Annotated in this window: 16 protein-coding genes and 1 tRNA gene; 2 read left to right on the top strand and 15 right to left on the bottom strand. The window is 62.4% G+C overall.

Annotation, left to right across the window (positions count from 1 at the left end):
- Positions 1 to 55 precede the first annotated feature (55 nt).
- Positions 56 to 658 carry a lipocalin family protein gene (locus ACWF6P_RS25565; protein WP_452622959.1) on the bottom strand — a complete coding sequence of 201 codons (603 nt, stop codon included), beginning with the start codon at positions 656 to 658 and terminating at the stop codon, positions 56 to 58.
- A 203-nt stretch (positions 659 to 861) separates the two neighbouring features.
- Here ACWF6P_RS25565 and ACWF6P_RS25560 point away from each other — a divergent pair, with 203 nt between their 5' ends.
- Positions 862 to 3,396, top strand: a complete 2,535-nt coding sequence (locus tag ACWF6P_RS25560; RefSeq protein ID WP_452622958.1) for an AMP-binding protein — start codon at positions 862 to 864, stop codon at positions 3,394 to 3,396.
- A 10-nt stretch (positions 3,397 to 3,406) separates the two neighbouring features.
- Here ACWF6P_RS25560 and ACWF6P_RS25555 read toward each other — a convergent pair whose 3' ends face one another.
- The 14 genes from ACWF6P_RS25555 to ACWF6P_RS25490 form a co-directional block, all read right to left on the bottom strand.
- Entirely contained in the window at positions 3,407 to 4,522 is a 1,116-nt protein-coding gene (locus ACWF6P_RS25555) for an NAD(P)/FAD-dependent oxidoreductase (protein ID WP_452622957.1), read from the bottom strand.
- Between the two features lie 62 nt (positions 4,523 to 4,584).
- A tRNA-Ala gene (locus ACWF6P_RS25550) sits at positions 4,585 to 4,657 on the bottom strand.
- Positions 4,658 to 4,802: 145 nt separating this feature from the next.
- The gene (locus tag ACWF6P_RS25545; RefSeq protein ID WP_452622956.1) at positions 4,803 to 5,543 is read right to left on the bottom strand and encodes a DsbA family protein; all 741 of its coding nucleotides are present in this window, start codon (positions 5,541 to 5,543) and stop codon (positions 4,803 to 4,805) included.
- A 42-nt stretch (positions 5,544 to 5,585) separates the two neighbouring features.
- Positions 5,586 to 6,074 carry a MauE/DoxX family redox-associated membrane protein gene (locus ACWF6P_RS25540; RefSeq protein WP_452622955.1) on the bottom strand — a complete coding sequence of 163 codons (489 nt, stop codon included), beginning with the start codon at positions 6,072 to 6,074 and terminating at the stop codon, positions 5,586 to 5,588.
- A 25-nt stretch (positions 6,075 to 6,099) separates the two neighbouring features.
- Positions 6,100 to 7,353: an MFS transporter gene (locus ACWF6P_RS25535; protein ID WP_452622954.1), complete on the bottom strand. Its 1,254-nt coding sequence runs from the start codon at positions 7,351 to 7,353 to the stop codon at positions 6,100 to 6,102.
- A 42-nt stretch (positions 7,354 to 7,395) separates the two neighbouring features.
- A complete protein-coding gene (gene pgm, locus ACWF6P_RS25530; RefSeq protein WP_452622953.1) occupies positions 7,396 to 9,033 on the bottom strand; it encodes a phosphoglucomutase (alpha-D-glucose-1,6-bisphosphate-dependent) in 1,638 nt (545 codons plus the stop codon).
- A gap of 97 nt (positions 9,034 to 9,130) precedes the next feature.
- Entirely contained in the window at positions 9,131 to 9,475 is a 345-nt protein-coding gene (gene crcB, locus ACWF6P_RS25525; RefSeq protein WP_452622952.1) for a fluoride efflux transporter CrcB, read from the bottom strand.
- On the bottom strand, positions 9,472 to 9,849 hold the full coding sequence (locus ACWF6P_RS25520) for a fluoride efflux transporter FluC (protein ID WP_378544758.1): 378 nt from the start codon (positions 9,847 to 9,849) through the stop codon (positions 9,472 to 9,474). The genes crcB and ACWF6P_RS25520 overlap by 4 nt, the downstream gene beginning before the upstream one ends.
- A 23-nt stretch (positions 9,850 to 9,872) precedes the next feature.
- Complete coding sequence (locus ACWF6P_RS25515; RefSeq protein ID WP_452622951.1) at positions 9,873 to 10,676, bottom strand: DUF1295 domain-containing protein; 804 nt, start codon at positions 10,674 to 10,676, stop codon at positions 9,873 to 9,875.
- Positions 10,673 to 11,989, bottom strand: coding sequence for a class I SAM-dependent methyltransferase (locus tag ACWF6P_RS25510; RefSeq protein ID WP_452622950.1), 1,317 nt, complete (start codon positions 11,987 to 11,989; stop codon positions 10,673 to 10,675). The genes ACWF6P_RS25515 and ACWF6P_RS25510 overlap by 4 nt, the downstream gene beginning before the upstream one ends.
- A complete protein-coding gene (locus ACWF6P_RS25505) occupies positions 11,986 to 13,275 on the bottom strand; it encodes a class I SAM-dependent methyltransferase (RefSeq protein ID WP_452622949.1) in 1,290 nt (429 codons plus the stop codon). The genes ACWF6P_RS25510 and ACWF6P_RS25505 overlap by 4 nt, the downstream gene beginning before the upstream one ends.
- The gene (locus ACWF6P_RS25500) at positions 13,272 to 14,015 is read right to left on the bottom strand and encodes a DUF1365 domain-containing protein (RefSeq protein WP_452622948.1); all 744 of its coding nucleotides are present in this window, start codon (positions 14,013 to 14,015) and stop codon (positions 13,272 to 13,274) included. The genes ACWF6P_RS25505 and ACWF6P_RS25500 overlap by 4 nt, the downstream gene beginning before the upstream one ends.
- On the bottom strand, positions 14,006 to 15,286 hold the full coding sequence (locus tag ACWF6P_RS25495; protein WP_378449167.1) for an NAD(P)/FAD-dependent oxidoreductase: 1,281 nt from the start codon (positions 15,284 to 15,286) through the stop codon (positions 14,006 to 14,008). Before ACWF6P_RS25495 ends, ACWF6P_RS25500 begins: the two co-directional genes overlap by 10 nt.
- Positions 15,283 to 15,927 carry an alpha/beta hydrolase gene (locus ACWF6P_RS25490; protein ID WP_452622947.1) on the bottom strand — a complete coding sequence of 215 codons (645 nt, stop codon included), beginning with the start codon at positions 15,925 to 15,927 and terminating at the stop codon, positions 15,283 to 15,285. The genes ACWF6P_RS25495 and ACWF6P_RS25490 overlap by 4 nt, the downstream gene beginning before the upstream one ends.
- A 53-nt stretch (positions 15,928 to 15,980) precedes the next feature.
- On the opposite strand from ACWF6P_RS25490, the gene ACWF6P_RS25485 reads away from it, so the two are divergent.
- Positions 15,981 to 16,811 (top strand): GNAT family N-acetyltransferase, encoded by an 831-nt coding sequence (locus ACWF6P_RS25485; RefSeq protein WP_452622946.1) that lies wholly within the window; start codon positions 15,981 to 15,983, stop codon positions 16,809 to 16,811.
- The last annotated feature ends 73 nt before the right edge of the window (positions 16,812 to 16,884 follow it).

Raw genomic sequence — 16,884 nt, 5'->3', positions numbered from 1 at the left:
CCGATCAGTGATCGTAGTGGAGTGTGGCTCCGGAAGGTTCACGCTGACAGCAGACTCACACCGTGCAGAGTGGGCGGATGTCCGAAGTGCCCTCGGTGGTCGGTGACGTCAAGATCGTGCACGCGTTGTATCCACGGGATTCGGCGACCCGGCGGATTTCACTCCAGCCTGCCGCGTCGACGACCGGCGACCGTGAGAGCACGAACCCGGAAAGCCTGAGCGGATCACCGACCAGGGCCCACGAATAGTCGTCGGCAATGTAGGTGACGATGTAGTTGGGCGGACCGTCCAAGCTTTCCTGTGAGGGCACCCCGGGGAAGCTCACATGCAACTGGGCACCCGTTGCTGGATCGGTAACTCGGGCATTCCCGACGATCTCGTTGGCTTGGCCGGTCCACGTCGTACACGTGTTCTTCACGCTCACGTTCGTGGAATCGACAATCCCGTAACTAGCCCGGGTGTCCTTGGCGCACGCGAGGTTGAAGGGCTGAGGAATCGCCGCTACCTGGTTCCACTCACCGACGTAGCGGGCGGCGTCCAGGTTCGCCACGGGCTGCAAGGGTTCCCAGAGTGGGCTCGCCTGCGCGGTTCCCGAAAACATCGCCGCTGCGGCGCACACTCCCGCAATCGCAATCGCACTTCGCCCCGACCACTTCATGCCATTCCTCCTCGTTGACGCACCGGTTGGCTCACCGGTTCGTGCAACGCCCGACCGGCGTTGCTTCAACAATGCATTCGAAGCTGTCGGCCCGGCGGATTGGCGAAGTATGTAAAACTACTTTCGGTTTGTTATGGACCTATCTCACAAACCTTATGTAGTCTTTGCTCAAAGATAGCTGATAGTCGAACGGAGCTACTGTGATGAAGGTTGTCGACTTAGGTCTCGAGCGCACGCGCTATGCAGTCATCGACGAGACGATCGAGTCGAGGTGGCGCCGAGTCGCCTCGATGCAGCACGACACCATTGCCGTCGTGACTCCGCGAGACCGGATCACTTTCGCCGAACTCGAACTCCGGACCGACGCAATGGTCCGCGAACTTCGCCTACGTGGGTCACACGGGGCGTGCCCGGTTGCGGTCGATCTCGAACCAACCGCCGAGTCGGTGCCCGCCATCCTCGCTACCCTGATTTCCGGGCGGCCCTTGGTCATGATCGACCCACAACTCCCCGAGGCCCGGCGAGCGCACATCATGAGCACCTCGGGCGCCGTCGCGCTGCAATCGATACTCGACGAATCGGCCGCAACGGGCTTCCGTTTCGACAACGCACTCGAACCGTCCAGTTCCGACCCTGCCATGATCGCGATCACGTCCGGGACCAGTGGAGCGCCCAAGGGAGTCGTGCTGAGCCACTCCATGTGCCTGAACAAAGCCGACGAACTTGCCGCAGCAATCGACCTGCGACCCGACGATCACATCGGGAACCTGTTGCCCGTCAGTTTCGGAGCGGGAATCACGGCACTGATCATGGGACTGATGAACGGAGTCACAGTCTTCTGCTGGGATCCACGCATAGACGGCGTCTCGGGAATCGACGACTGGCTGATCGAGAACTCGATCACGACCGCGCACTGCGCACCGTCATTCCTGCGAGCATGGTCAGATCTCGAATCCGATGAAGCACCGGATAATTCGCTCGGATCGCTGCGGGTCGTCGTGACGTACGGGGAACCAGTTCACGGCGAGGACTACGCGCGCCATCGCCGTCACGGCTTTGCACGTGTCACGTACGTCAACTGGCTGGCCACCACTGAGACCGGCGTCGTCGCATACAACGCGTTCCCGCCGCACTCCGAACTCCCCGCCGGCGTGGTGCCGGCCGGACGTGCTCGCGATGGCAAGGATGTACAGATCGTCGATGTGAACGGCGTGCCACTCCCCGACGGCGAGATCGGCGAGATTCAAGTTGTCTCCAGCGATCTTGCCGACGGATACCACGGCGACCCGGATCGAACTGCAACACGATTCACACGTCTCGGCGACGGAGTGAGTATCTACCGGACCGGTGACCGGGGCCGCATCGACGAACGCGGCGAACTACAACTGCGAGGACGCGTCGACGACGCCGTCAAGATTCGGGGCTACCTGGTAGAACCGATGGAGGTCGAGTCGCATATTCGTCGAATTCCTGGCGTCGCCGATGCTTTCGTGGCTGCCGTACTCGAGAACGATCGACCGGAGATTGTCGCCTACGTGGTCCTGACCAAAGCCGTGATGGCACGGTCTGGCGCCGAGATGCGGCGCGAATTGGCGAAACATCTGCCGGCCTGGATGCTTCCGCGACATTTTGTTCTCATGGCCGAGCTACCCCGAAATGAAAGGGGAAAGGTCGACCGAACAACACTGCCACCTGTCCCGGCGAGGTCCACTCCGCCCACTCTCGCCGGGCCTGCCGAATTGTGGCTGTCCTCGATCTGGGAGTCGATTCTCGGCATCGATTCCATCGACCGTGACGACGACTTCTTCGAGCTCGGCGGCGACTCCCTCGCTTCGACCGAGGTGGTGGCCAAGATTCACGACATGTTCAAGGTCCGGATCTCGGCGGCAGAGTTCGCGACCGCGAGCACCGTCAAAGAGCTTGCAGCGCTGATCGATCGGTGCACAATCGATCCCGATGATCGAGTCTCCCACAACATGATGGTTCCGCTGAAGCTCGAAGGGTCCGGGCGGCCGCTGTTCATCATGAACGGTGCAGGGTGTCCCTCGACGACGCTGTCCACCTTGTCGAATGCGCTCCACACCGATCGCCCGGTCTACGCACTTCAGCCGCACGGCTTCGAATCTCGCGGAGTGCCCGATCGGTCGGTGAAAGCAAGCGCTCGCCGTTTCATATTCGAAATCAAAAAGATTCAGCCCACCGGGCCATACCTCCTCGCCGGATACTCGTACGGCGGCTACGTGGCGTTGGAAATGGCGGCACAGCTGTCCGAGTCCGGTGACACTGTCGAGCACGTCACCGTTATCGACACCAGAATCCCCACCGAGACTGCCGCACGACTAGCCGACCGAGCGGGCATCACTTTGGATCCGTCAATCGTCGACCTCGCACCACAACCATCCACCAATACTCGATGGAAGCCGACCAGGCGCACCGTCGCGGCGATGTGGATCCGCACGCTGTTCGCCGGCATTCTGCAGTACCCACCGGCCACCCAGTGGACGGTGTTCCTCTACATCGGAGGCCAGGCGCTCCGGAAGCATCGGATGCGGGCGTGCGCTGCGCCCGTCACCGTGATCCGTGGAGCGACCAATAACCGCGGACATGAGATCTGGTCACTCGTCGCCACAGGATCCCTCGATTTCGACGACGTCGACGCGTGCCACGAAGACGTCGCCCGCCAACCGTACGTCCGCAAGACTGCGGCGATCATCGATCGAGTCTGTGATCGAGCGTGACCAGCGCTGCTCATGTCCAGCTGTAGAAGAAAGAGCGGCGCGGGGTGACAGCCCAGTCGGTCGTCGACGAACAGACTCTTTCCTTGACGAATGCACCCGCCCTGCCTGCGATGAACATGCCCGTTGCTTCGTCGACGCGAGTGGTCCGCTGGAAAACCCCTTGTCGCCTACCGAGACTGATGCACCGTCCGGCGAACTTCGGAACCACCGGACGCGGCGCGGAACCGTCGAGTCGATGCAGGATCGTTTCTGCCGCATGAACTCCCAAGGGGATAGCGGCCTGGCAACTCATCCTCAGTGACAGATCACCGACCGCAACCGCATCACCCGCACCGACGATGTTGGGATAGGACGGGTATTCGAGGCGGTTGTCGAGTTTCAGGCGACCGAGATCGTCGACGGCAAGGCCACTTCGGCGCGCCAGCTCGGGGACACCGAATTCCGTCGCGAGGATCGTGCATTCGGACTCCACCCGTATGCCTCCCGCTAGCTCGAGGGACGAACCGTCGAGCCGAGTCACCCGCGATTCGGTGACAATATCGACCCCAAGATCGGTCAACGATCTGACTATCGCTGATCGCGCGCGCTCCGAAAGGTCCGGAGCCATGATCCCGCCGGTCACCAAGGTGATTCGGCCGCTTCGCTGCTCAGCCAGTTCTGCGGCAGTCTCGATCCCGGTGAGACCGCCGCCGACAACGCAGACCGTAGCCTTCTCGTCGAGAGTCGCCAGCCTGGATTCGAGGCGTACCGCGTCCTCGAATTCGGAGACGCTGAACCCGTGATCCGCCGCTCCGGCGATAGTGCTTGGTAACTGCCCACTTCCGACTGCGTAGACCAGATAGTCGTAATCGAGCACACTGCCGTCGTCGAGGGTGAGCCTGCCGAGCGCCGCCTCGATCGTCGTCACCTTTCCGAAGACTCGGTGTGCCGCACGCGGTAGCGCCCTGTCGAACGAGACCCTCGCGTCGTAGCCAGCGGCGATCATCTGATGGAGCCTGATTCTTTGCACGAAGTGTGGGCGCGGATTCACGACGGTGACCGCGACGTCCGAACGAGTTCTCAGCAGCCGCTTCGCTGCCATGGCGCCCGCATATCCTGCGCCGATTACCACCACGTGCGCGCGCATGACTCCCCATTCCGAAAACAACAAATGCTCTGCACCGATTGGTGCAGAGCATTTGTCTTGGGTGGAGCTAAGGGGACTCGAACCCCTGACCCCCACACTGCCAGTGTGGTGCGCTACCAGCTGCGCCATAGCCCCGTATTGAATTAACTCTAACAGTCGAACTCGCAGCGGCTTTTCTGCTCTCCGCTTGCTTGAAGAAAGTTACACCACTTCGATCCTGGGCAACAAATCGCCTGCTCAGAGGGAGGCGGCCGCTCCTCATCGGAGCGGCCGCTTCGACTCAGGAGAGCTTGGAAACCCAGTCGCTACTGCGTGTGTCAACGATCTTGCCGTTTGCCACGACGGTGGGGGTCCCGGTCGATCCGGCATCCTTGAGCGCCTGGCTCGCGGCAGCGGCGTTGGCTGCTGCGGCCTCGACGTTGGTGCCGGAAGAGATGCAGGTTGCCACGTCCTCGGATGCTCCCGCGTCCCGAGCGATCTTGGCGAGGTCGTCGTTGGTGTGGTCGCTGCTGCCGCCTTCCGCAGGCTGCGTGTCGGTCGCGAAAAGCTTTGTGTGGAACGCGGAGTACGCGATCGCGTCGCCACTCTGAGCGACGCACAGCAGAGCGGCGCCGGCCCGCGTGGAGTAGTCACCACTGCCCGACGCCCGGTTGAGGAAGTTGAGCATGTGGTAGCGAACGGCGACGTCACCGTTGTCCACGGCCGCTGAGAGCGCCTGGCCACTGAGGTGCTCGAGAGCAGCGCAGGCCGGGCACAGCGGATCCTCGAAGAGATCGATGGTCGTTGCGGCGCTGGGCTTGCCGAGCAGCACCACGCCGTTGTCCTGCACCGTGACGGCAACTTCGGAATTCTGCACAGAGCCGTAGCCGTCGTTCTGTGGCTTGTTCTTGTTGTTCGTCCACAAGACACCGCCGATGACGAGGGCCGCGATCACGAGCACCGCGAGGCCACCGATGATGTAGGTGGAGCGGCTCGAGACCGGTTCCGGCGAGTATTTGTTCTTGCTGCTCTTGGTGCTCACGCTGATGCAGTCCTTCGTGCGTCGAAACGATTTACCGATTGCTTACCTTGCCACTGAAGACTGAGTATCCACTGAGAACGCCGCGCGCGATCCGGGGCCGAATGCCATCGGCGAACGCGGGAACACGAGCAGCCACACGGCAAGCGCCATGAAGCCGAGGTCCCGGAGAATCTCCTTCAGATAGTCCCAAGCACCGACGTCAGCAGCACCACCGCCGCCGAAGCATCCACAGTCGATGGACAATCCCCTGGCCCACACCGAAATGATGACCGCAATGAGGACCGTGAGAATCACCACCGAGACTGCGGCGGATATTCGAACCGCCAGACCGACGAGGATCAGCAGTCCCAGGACTATCTCGACCAGGGGAAGAGCCGTCGCCACCGGACCCACCAGTGACTCGGGCAACAGTTGATAGGCGCGCACCGCGATCTTCGTCTGCACAGGATCGAGGAACTTGAGCCCGCCGGAAATCAGCCAGACGGCCGCCAAGCCCAATCGGGCTACAAGACTCGCGATACGAATTGCCACCCGATCGAGAGTACAGAATGCCCGGTCAGTCCAGGTTTGTCCGCGCAGGCGTATCCGTAAGCACCGTCACATCAGTCAGGTCTTCGACGACGGATTCGACTGTCTTCGTTCGAGAAGGGACGAACAACCAACCCGTAGCCGACACGACGACAACGGCTCCCATCACCGCGAAGGCCGCCGAGTACGACACATGCTGGGCGATCAGCCCGGCACAAATCGGCGCCACTACCCCACCGATGTCCGACATCATCTGGAATACCGCCAGGACGGGTCCGCCGCGAGCCGTCGATCCGACCACATCGGCAACTGCTGCTTGTTGGGCCGGGCTCATGAGCCCTGAACCGACGCCCGTCACCGCCGCGATGGCAAAGAACACCACGAGGTTGTCGGTGAATCCCATCGCGATGGTCCCCAGACCACAGATGAGCAGGCCGCTCACGACAAAGGGCTTGCGTCCGAGGCGGTCCGAGAGTCGTCCGGAAACGATCAGTACCAATGCGTTTCCGACGGCAAAGATCGTGAGGGCGTACGCCGCAATCGAGGGGTCTCGGCCGAGGAACTCGACGACGAACAGAGGGACCATGGCCACGCGAACTCCGAAGATCACGCCGCCGAAGGCGAGGTTCGATCCGAGCGCTGCCCGGTACACCGGCGACTGGAGGCCTTCTGTGAGAGTCATCGACTTCACATCGACAGCCTTGTCCGGTGACGCCAAATGAGATCCACGAAGGCTCACGAAGACAACGAGCGCGGCGATCACCAACGCAATTGCGTAGATGATGAACGGCATCCGGAGACCGAACTGCAACAGCGCACCGCCGACCAGCGGGCCGCCGATCGATCCCATGAGAAAGCTTGTCGCGTACAGACCCGACACGCGGCCGCGACTGTCCGGCGGTGACATGCGAATGATCAGCCCGAGGGCCGACACGGTGAACATGGTCGACCCGATGCCGCCCAACGACCGGAACAGCAGAAGTTGCCAGTACTCCCCCGCGAAAGCGCACGCGCCGGTCGAGACCGCGACGATCAGAAGGCCGACGATGTAGACCGGTCGCTCACCGAGTTTCTGTACCAAGGAGCCGCTCATCGGCGCGAACACCAATCGCATGAACGCGAAAGATGAGATCACGATCGTGGCGGCGGTGACCGATACGTCGAAGCTTCGCGCGAACTGCGGTAGTGCCGGAGCGACCAATCCGAACCCGAGGGCGATGACGAAGCTGGCGGCGACCAGTACCCAAATTTCCTGTGGCAGCTTGGCTGCACGAGTTTTCATGTCGCCCGGAATTCTAACCGGGCGACATGAGGGGTCCGCGAGCTAGTTCGCCTTCAAGACGCCGGACACCAAGTCCTTGGCCGCTGCCTGCACCTGGGCCAGATGATCGGGGCCCTTCATCGACTCGGCATAGATCTTGTACACGTCCTCCGTTCCGGACGGTCTCGCTGCAAACCACGCATTTTCCGTCGTCACCTTGAGACCACCGATCGCCGCACCGTTTCCGGGCGCCGCCGTCAGTGTCGCAGTGATCGGTTCACCCGCCAGTTCGGTTGCACTCACCTGATCAGGAGACAGTTTTGCCAGGACTGCCTTCTGTGCGCGTGTTGCGGGCGCATCGATACGTGCGTACGCGGGGCTCCCGAACTTCTCGGCCAACGCGGCGTAGTGCGCTGACGGAGACTTTCCCGTCACGGCGGTGATTTCCGATGCGAGCAGCGCAAGGATGATGCCGTCCTTGTCCGTCGTCCAGACGGAACCGTCGTGCCGGAGGAAGGACGCGCCGGCGCTTTCCTCGCCGCCGAATCCCACAGACCCGTCGAGCAATCCTGGAACGAACCACTTGAACCCGACCGGGACCTCGAGCAATTCGCGGCCCAGGCTTCTGACCACGCGGTCGATCATCGAGGAACTCACGAGGGTCTTGCCGACCTTGGTATCTGCACCCCACCCTGGGCGGTTCGCGAACAAATACTCGATGGCAACGGCGAGATAGTGATTCGGGTTCATCAATCCGCCGTCGGGAGTGACGATGCCGTGGCGGTCGGAGTCCGCATCGTTTCCGCTCGCGATATCGTAGCGATCCCGAATCCCGATCAGCGACGCCATCGCGTCGGGCGACGAGCAGTCCATGCGGATCTTGCCGTCCGTGTCCAGCGTCATGAACCGCCAGGTCGGATCCACGAGAGGATTCACCACTTCGAGGTCGAGCCGGTGAGTTTCGGCGATCGCGCCCCAGTAGTCGACACTTGCCCCGCCGAGGGGGTCTGCACCGATCCGGATTCCGGCGTCGCGGATCGCATCGAGGTTGAGGACAGAGGGGAGATCTTCGACGTAGTAGCGGAGGAAGTCGTAGCGTTCGACGCGGTCCAGCGCCTGCGCTGCCGTGACGCGTCTTACCCCGGAAAGCCCTTTGCGCAGTAGCTCGTTCGCTCGGTCGGCGATAACCGACGTCGCATCCGTGTCCGCGGGTCCGCCGTGCGGCGGGTTGTATTTGAAGCCGCCGTCACGAGGCGGATTGTGTGACGGTGTCACGACGATACCGTCGGCCTTGGCCTCCGGCCCCGTCGAGTTGTATCGCAGGATCGCGTGGCTCACTGCCGGGGTAGGCGTGTAGGCGTCGCGCGAGTCGACAAGAACGACGACGTCGTTGGCGACGAGGACCTCCAACGCGGAGAGCCAGGCAGGTTCGGACAGCGCGTGTGTATCCCGGCCGATGAACAGCGGACCGTCGATACCCTGCGAAGCGCGGTACTCGACGATCGCCTGGGTCGTGGCCAGGATATGGGCTTCGTTGAAAGCGGAATCGAGGCTGGAACCGCGATGTCCGGAAGTACCGAAAAGTACCTGCTGCATCGGGTTCTCGGGATCCGGGGTGCGCGTGTAATACGCGGTGACCAGATGAGGAACGTCGATCAGATCCTCTGGCAGAGCCACTTGTCCTGCTCGTTCGTGCGCCACGAATCCCCCTCGGCCCGGTGGTCGACCACTGTGTCGACGCGACTGTGGACAATTGTCTACCCTGGCCGCGTGGCGTGCACGCTCGACGCCGAATACGTCAGTCCGTGATCTGGATTCCCACCCACGCAGCGGACAAGCCGACGACCAGGCTGACGACGATGTAAGTCAGCGAAAGCATCGTCTGACGCCGCTCGACCATGCCCACATTCTCGGTCGCGAAGGTCGAGTACGTGGACAGGCCACCGCAGAAGCCAGTCGCCAGGAGCGCGGCCATTTCGGTGGAAAGAGCTGCCCCGGTGAACAATCCGAGCAGGAAGCAGCCGATCACGTTCGCGGCGAACGTCGCAGCCGGGAACCCCTTGTAAGCGGGCACATACCGCGCCAACAGGTACCGGCCACTCGCACCCGCGCCGCCGCCGAGTGCCACCAGGAGAACCGTCATGCCGACACCCCGTCCCGCGCACGGATCCAGCGTTCTCCGAGCCCTTTGCCCAGCGCTGCGGCGAGGATGGCAGGAATCAGCGTCCCGAGTACGTAGAGAATCGATCGCCACGGACTCTCCGTCACCGCGTGAACCGCGAATGACGAGAAGGTCGTGAAGCCGCCGCAGAACCCGGTGCCGAGAAAGAGGTACCCCACCTTGTTGTGGACGAGCAGGGCCGCGAGTATGCCGAGAATGAGTGAGCCGAAAACGTTGATGACCAGCGTCGTCCAGATGTGGGGGAACAGCTCTCCCAGACCGTATCGGCTCAGTGCCCCCAATGCTCCACCGACGGCAACCGCGCTCACTGCAGCCGGCAGCTTCAGATCACCCATGCTCTCGCCTCATCCGAAAGAGCCTACGTCCCGGATCGGGCTTTCGGCGGGCGCGGAATGAAGTAGCTTGTCCGCTGCTGATACTCGCGATAGCCCGGGCGCTGTTCCATGTGTCGCTCGAGCAACCGCGCTCCGGTGGCGAAGACCAGGAAGTACGTCATCGCGATCGGCGAGAGGATGGTCAACACCCCCGGCCACACCGACGCCGAGACGAGGAAGATTCCCCACCAGACGCACGCGTCGCCGAAATAGTTGGGATGACGCGTCCAGGCCCACAAACCTTGATCCATGATGTGGCCACGGCTGCCCGGATCGGATTTGAACTCCTCCATCTGCCGATCGCCAACCGTCTCGAACGTGACGCCAACAATCCACAGCGCGATACCGAGTACAACGAGTAGCCCGAAGCTGCCGTGCGACACCGCAGCGACCTGGATCGGCAGGGAGACGAACCACAATGAAATCCCCTGCGTGAGATAGATCTTGCGGATCGCGTAGAGCGTTCGATTGCCCGTCGTCCGTCCGAGCATTTCCTCGTACCGCGGATCTTCACCCTTGCCACGCGATCGGATCGCCATGTGAGTCGCCAACCGCAGACCCCAGATCGCCACCAGCGCAAGCATCAGCAACCGGCGCCAGAGGTCGCCGGTTCCAACTATCGCGGACACGAGCGCGATGAGAACGAAGCCGGCGCCCCACGACACGTCAACAACATTGTGGCGCCCGATCCGTACACCGATCGTGGCTGTCACTGCCATTCCGATGGCGATCGCCAGCAGACTCGTGAGCGTGACCACTCCGAATGCGCCCCAGTCGAATCCGTTCATCGCCGCGACACCCACTGCGGCCGTACCGGTTCCATGCCCGATCGACCATCGCCGAGCGGCCGGACCGACAAAATCTGATCGACGCCCATCCTGCCGTCCCGAAAAGCCATTCCCCCGCCGACGAGGTAGAGACGCCACACCCGAGCGACTTCGACGCCTACGAGTTCCACGACGCGGTCCCAATTCGATTCGAAAGTCTCGATCCACGCGTCCACCGTCCGCACGTAGTGCTCCCGCAGGGCGTGGACGTCACGGACTTCGAGTCCGCCTTCCTCGATCATCGCAACGGTCCGGCCCACAGGCCTCATGTACATGTCCGGCGCGATGAACGACTCGATGAACGGGCCTCCCCCGGGATGCGAGCCGCTGCGCGACATCTGCTGAATCAGCACACGCCCACCCGCAATCACGTTGTCGTGGAGCGCTTTCACGTACGTCGAATAGTTGTCTTCGCCGACGTGCTCACCCATCTCGATCGACGCGACCGCATCGAACGGACCGTCGGGGATCTCGCGATAATCTTGTAATCGGATCTCGACCCAGTCTTCCAAACCGAGTGCGCGGATCTTAGCGTCGACAAATGCCTTCTGCTCAGCCGAGATCGTGATGCCGACGACCCGAGCGCCGTACTCCCGCGCTGCATGCAGGCTCAGCGAGCCCCAACCACAGCCGACGTCGAGAAACCGCAGGCCTCGCGCCCGATCAAGACCGACCTTGCGGCACACCAGGTCCAGCTTGTCTGTCTGCGAGTCTTCGAGCGTGTATTCCGGTGCATCGGAAGTCCAGTATCCCGAGGAGTACGCCATGTTCTCGTCGAGGATCAGCTCGTAAAAATCGTTCGACAAATCGTAGTGGTGCCCGATCGCCTCGCGGTCGCGGGCGAGACTGTGCAAGCGGCCCTTCACTTGAGCCTGCGACGCCGGTGGAGCCAAAGGTCTCCCGAAAGCACCGAAGGACCGCGCGGCCTTGACCGCAGCCAGGACGAGCGACGGCGTCGGGGTAATCGACCCGAGTCCCCGCTCGGCAGACACCTTCCACACGTGTGTGAGCGCATCGCCCAGATCACCCTCGACGTCGAGTTCGCCGAGAACATATGCCTGCGCAACTCCCAACTCGCCGGGATTCCAGAGCAGGCGTCGCAACACGTTCGCGCTGTAGAGCGTCACCTTCGGAGCGTCCTCGGGTCCTGCCGTGCTGCCGTCCCAGGCAGTCAAGCGCACCGGAAGCTCACCGCCGACAAGTGGACTCAGAATTTCCGACAGTCGGCCCGCAACACCGGTGCCTTGGATCGCTCGATCCATCGTGGCGGTCATCGCTGGTTCCTCCGATCGAGAACAATTTGCTGGACGTCGAGATACCCCGATCGGAAGCCTGCCTCGGAGTAGCAGAGATAGAAATGCCACATGCGCTCGAACACCGCGTCGAACCCGAGTGCAGACGCTTCGTCGGTGCGAGCGCTGAAACGCTCGTCCCACAGCCGCAACGTCTGCGCGTAGTGATCGCCCATCGACATCCGTTCACGCACCCGGAGGGTTGTCATGCGTTCGGTGACATCCTCGATCGCCCGCACCGACGGGAGAAACCCGCCGGGGAAGATGTACTTGTGCACCCAGGTATAGGTGTTGCGGGTCGCGAGCATTCGATCGTGGGGCATTGTGATCGCTTGAATCGCCGCGCGCCCACCGGGAGCCAACAAAGCGTCGATCGTCTGAAAGTAGCTGCCCCAGTACTGGTGGCCGACGGCCTCGATCATCTCGACCGAAACAACGGCGTCGTACTCCCCCTGCACCTGCCGATAGTCGAGGAGGTCGACCTGAACGCGATCTGCCAGTCCCGCAGCGCTTATGCGCTTCGCTGCCAATTCCTGTTGTTCGACCGAAAGGGTCACCGAGCGCACCGTGGCGCCGCGCTGGGCCGCTCGGATTGCCAATTCTCCCCAGCCTGTGCCGATTTCGAGTACTCGTGAACCTGGACCGACGCCCGCGCCGTCCAGCAGGCGATCGATCTTCCGATGCTGCGCCGCTGCGAACACGTCCCACGACGGGGTAGCTCCTACCGACAAATCCTCGAAGAGAGCACTGGAATACGTCATGGTGTCGTCGAGGAACAGTTCGAACATCTCGTTCGAGAGGTCGTAGTGCCGGGAGATGTTCGAGCGCGTGTTCTGCGTCGAATTCCGTTCACTGCGAGGCTGCTTCGGAATATACAGGCCTCGCAACCGCTGCAGGAAGTCGGGAATCAGCGTCGCGACGCGGGAGGCGAAGACTTCCAGGACCGCGGTGAGGTCGGAAGCTTCCCAATCGCCCGCCATGTACGACTCGCCGAATCCGATCAAGCCACTGTCTCCCACACGAGCGGCGAAGTCGTCCGGGCGATGAATGACCATCAACGGCGAATCCGGACTGCCGCCGCCGGAGAACTCACCATTCGGCATCTGAACACGCAGCGGCAAGCGCGCGACCGCCTTGTGGAACAGAGAGCGGGCAACCGGCGACGCAACCCGCACTTTGAATCCGCTGGGCACTGTGGCAACGCCTGGCCATCGCTCGGTTTCGATCGTGTGAGCGGAAGGTTCGGTGCCGAGAGTAGTTGTGGTCATTGCACTGCCTCCTGCGGGTGATGTTGCGGTCGGGGAACGATGGGTAAGCGCCTGGCCCACAGCCGGATTCCTTGAAATCTGATCTGCGCGGCGACTCGGAGCGGAGCCAGCGGAACAGAGAGCGCACTGCGGACGATCTCGCGCGTCGTTGCCGGCACGCATCGACCTGACACCGTGGCTACGAATGGCGCCTTGCCGTCTCGGGCCAGAACTATCGAAAGCGCGAGCGCGGTGTCGGGTAATGGGAGTCGCATCCGGTACTCGCCGTCCAGATCGTTGAACGGAGACACGTAGAACTCTTTGGACGTGCGAGCGGCGCCACGTTCGTCGGGTTCGAGCAGGTAACAGTGCCGCTCGCCGTAGGTGTTGTGAACCTCTGCGACAACGCAACGCTGAGTTCCGTCGTCGTTCAAGCACCAGAACACGCTCAGCGGGTTGAAAACATGGCCGAACACACGTGCGTTCGCAAGCATGAGGATCCGGCCACCGGAGAAGTCGAATCCATTGGTCGCCAGAAAAGTCTCGACGTTGGTACGAATCGATCGGGCGGGGTCGCCGAGGTGATCTCCGGCGTCGAACGTAGCCAAGGGGCGCAATGCCTTCGGAAGCTCGGGCAAATCGTCGACGTCGACGAGCCAGCTGTAGCTTCGGTACTCGAACTCGTTGTGCAACGGCTGCGTTCGTACATGCCGAATGCTCGTGTGAACGATGGACGGTGTGATGGGTGCGGTCACGGCCACCGACCTCCGACGCGTTCGGCGGCGCGCAGGCCCGACAGTGCACCGTCCTCGTGAAAGCCCCAACCGTGGTACGCGCCGGCAAACGCGAGCACGTTCGAGTCCAACTCGGGAAGCCGTCCCTGAGCTGCGACGGAAGTCGGTGTGTACTGCGGATGCTCGTAAGTCATCTGATCGATCACCGACTCCGGCGACACCATCTCGCCTCCCCCCAAGGTCACTATGTATCGCCGGCCGGTATCTGGGAGCCGTTGCAACCTCGTCATGTCATAGCTGACCAGAACGTGATCGGGCTTCGCATTGCATTCCGGGATGTAGTAGTTCCATGACGCGCGCGCATTAGTGTTGTCGGGCAGCACATTTTCGTCGGTGTGAAGTTGGGTGTGGTTGACGGAGTACGGCATTGCGCCGAGGACCTGCGATTCGACGGCCGTCGGTTCGGCCAAGATCTTCAGCGCTTGCTGCGGATGCGTTGCAACTACAGCTGCGTCGAAGGTCTGGATTTGGTCGTCGCCGTCGCGAATGTCGACGCGATCGCCGAACCGGTGGATGGCGCGCACCGGGGTGTTCAGCCTGATGTCGCCGATACTCTTGGCAACGAGGCGAACGTATTCAGCTGATCCCCCGGTAACCGTCCGCCAGGTCGGCGATCCCGTCACACTCAACATTCCGTGATGATCAAGGAACGAGAACAGATACCGCGCAGGATATTTCAGCGCCGAGCCTGGATCACACGACCAGACTGCCGACACCAGCGGCGTCATGAAATGAGCGGTGAAGTAGTCGGAGAACCGGCCGCTGCGCAGAAACACTCCCAGTGTCTGGTCGGGTGCCGACGGATCCGTGTTGTCGAGCAAAGCACGGGCACGGCGATGGAAACGTTTGACCTCCATCAACATCGACAGAAAACTGCCATTCACCAGCAACCCCGGCGTCGGAAGAACGCCGCGCAACCCTTGCCCTCCCGAGTACTCGAGCCCGCAACCCCCACACCTGACCGACATACTCATATCGGATTCCTGCGTAGGCACGTCGAGTTCTGCAAACAATCGCAACAAAGTCGGATAGGTGCGATCGTTGTGGACGATGAACCCGGTGTCGATGGCGAGGCTTCGCCCTTCCGGGTCGGTGACCGAATGGGTGTCCGCGTGCCCACCGAGCCGTGAATCCGCTTCGTAGAGCGTCACGTCACTGTCCTTACTCAGCACCCACGCCGCTGTCAGACCCGCGACGCCACTGCCGACGACTGCAACCCTGCGCTTGTCGGAACTCATCGTCGTTCTCCCGTCTTCGTCGCGGCTACCCCGCGGCTCATCCCTGCAACTGCATCGGCGACGAGGCGATGCCAGGTCGCCGCCCGGCGGAGCATGAAGTGCCCGGCGCCGTCGATACCGAACCATTCGGCGCTCTTTCCAGACTTCTGCAGTTCGTCAACTTTCCGACGAGACGCTGCCGGGTCAGTCCACGAGTCGGCCGTGCCGTGGAGCACCACCAGTGGTGTGTCGGAGCGCAGATTCACCGACGTTCCTTCGAGCGTTCCTTCCGGCCACCACGGCGCCAGCGCAACCACACCGACCACCGCCGGATCACCACACAGTTCAGCGGCAACTCGTCCACCCATCGAGTGCCCGAGCAGGATCACCCGAGCTTGTGCATCACGTCTCGTGATCGCGTCGAGTGCGGCTCGGGCATCGGTAACCGGACTGCGCTCGGCGCCGTTCCAACCACGGACCCGGTACCGAACCTGCACCGCTGTCACACCGGAGCGGCGAATCTGAGCAGTGAACGGGCGCATCCGAAGGTTGGACAGGTGCCACGCTCGGGCAGGGCGATGGCTCGAGACCTTTCCTCCAGGCAGCACGAGCACCACCAGGTGCTGGTCACCGTCCTGCTCTTGCCGTCGGGTAGGCGTCATGCAAGGCATTCGGAGCCGAAAACCATTTGGATGGGGTTCGTAGAATTTCTTTTGTGAATCGTGAAGCACCCGTCGGTGACGTCCTCGACGCTATGGACGCCAACTTGGTCTCCCATGCCTGCCACCTGCATGAACACTTACCGGCGGCGTCGGTCACTCGCGCTGCAGATGTTGCCGTCGCAGACAGCGGCCTCGCCGACGACACTTTCAACATCATCGCCGGCGCTCGCTTAGCCGTACCTGATGGAGGCCCCGACGAAGGCCCCGACGAAGACCGACGCCTGTTCGACATTCTCTCGTCGATTCGAGCAACGGGACGTCCGTTCTCCTGGTGGACGGGTCCGCGCGACAAGCCCTCAGACCTCGGCGCTCGCTTGTCAGCCCTCGGCTGTGTGCGCTCCGAGGAAGAACGAGCGATGACGGCAGACCTAGACGTCGTCCCGCGCCCAACGCCTGTCGCAGAACTCTCCGTTCAGCGAGTGACGACTCGTTCACAGCTCGCCGACTATGCCGCCGTGATGGCCGCCAATTGGTCGCCGCCCTCGGCGGCAACAATTGGCTTCTTCGAAGAAACTGCCGATGCCGTTGTCGATGAGCGTTCGCGCAGTTCGTTTGTCGTCGGGTACGCGAACTCCCAGCCCGTCGCCGGAGCCGAGGTCCATTTTGCTGCCGGCGTCGCCGGACTGTACGGCGTCGTCACACTCGACGCGGCCCGCCGACGCGGATTCGGCTCGGCGGTCACCCTTGCCGCGCTCGACATCGCCCGCGAGCGAGGTGCCCGAATCGCCGTACTTCAGGCGTCCAGCGACGGCGCCCAGCTCTATCGAAACCTCGGCTTCGAGGATGTCGGCACCTACGCCGAGTACTCGATCGGCTGCGGTTAGACGTCCCCGCGGGGACGCTTTCAGTCCGCATCCATGGATGCGTGTCGGTACCCACAACTAATATCGAACGTAC

This window comes from Rhodococcus sp. NPDC055024, from assembly GCF_053608585.1.
This window is presented reverse-complemented; position numbering and strand designations above follow the sequence as displayed.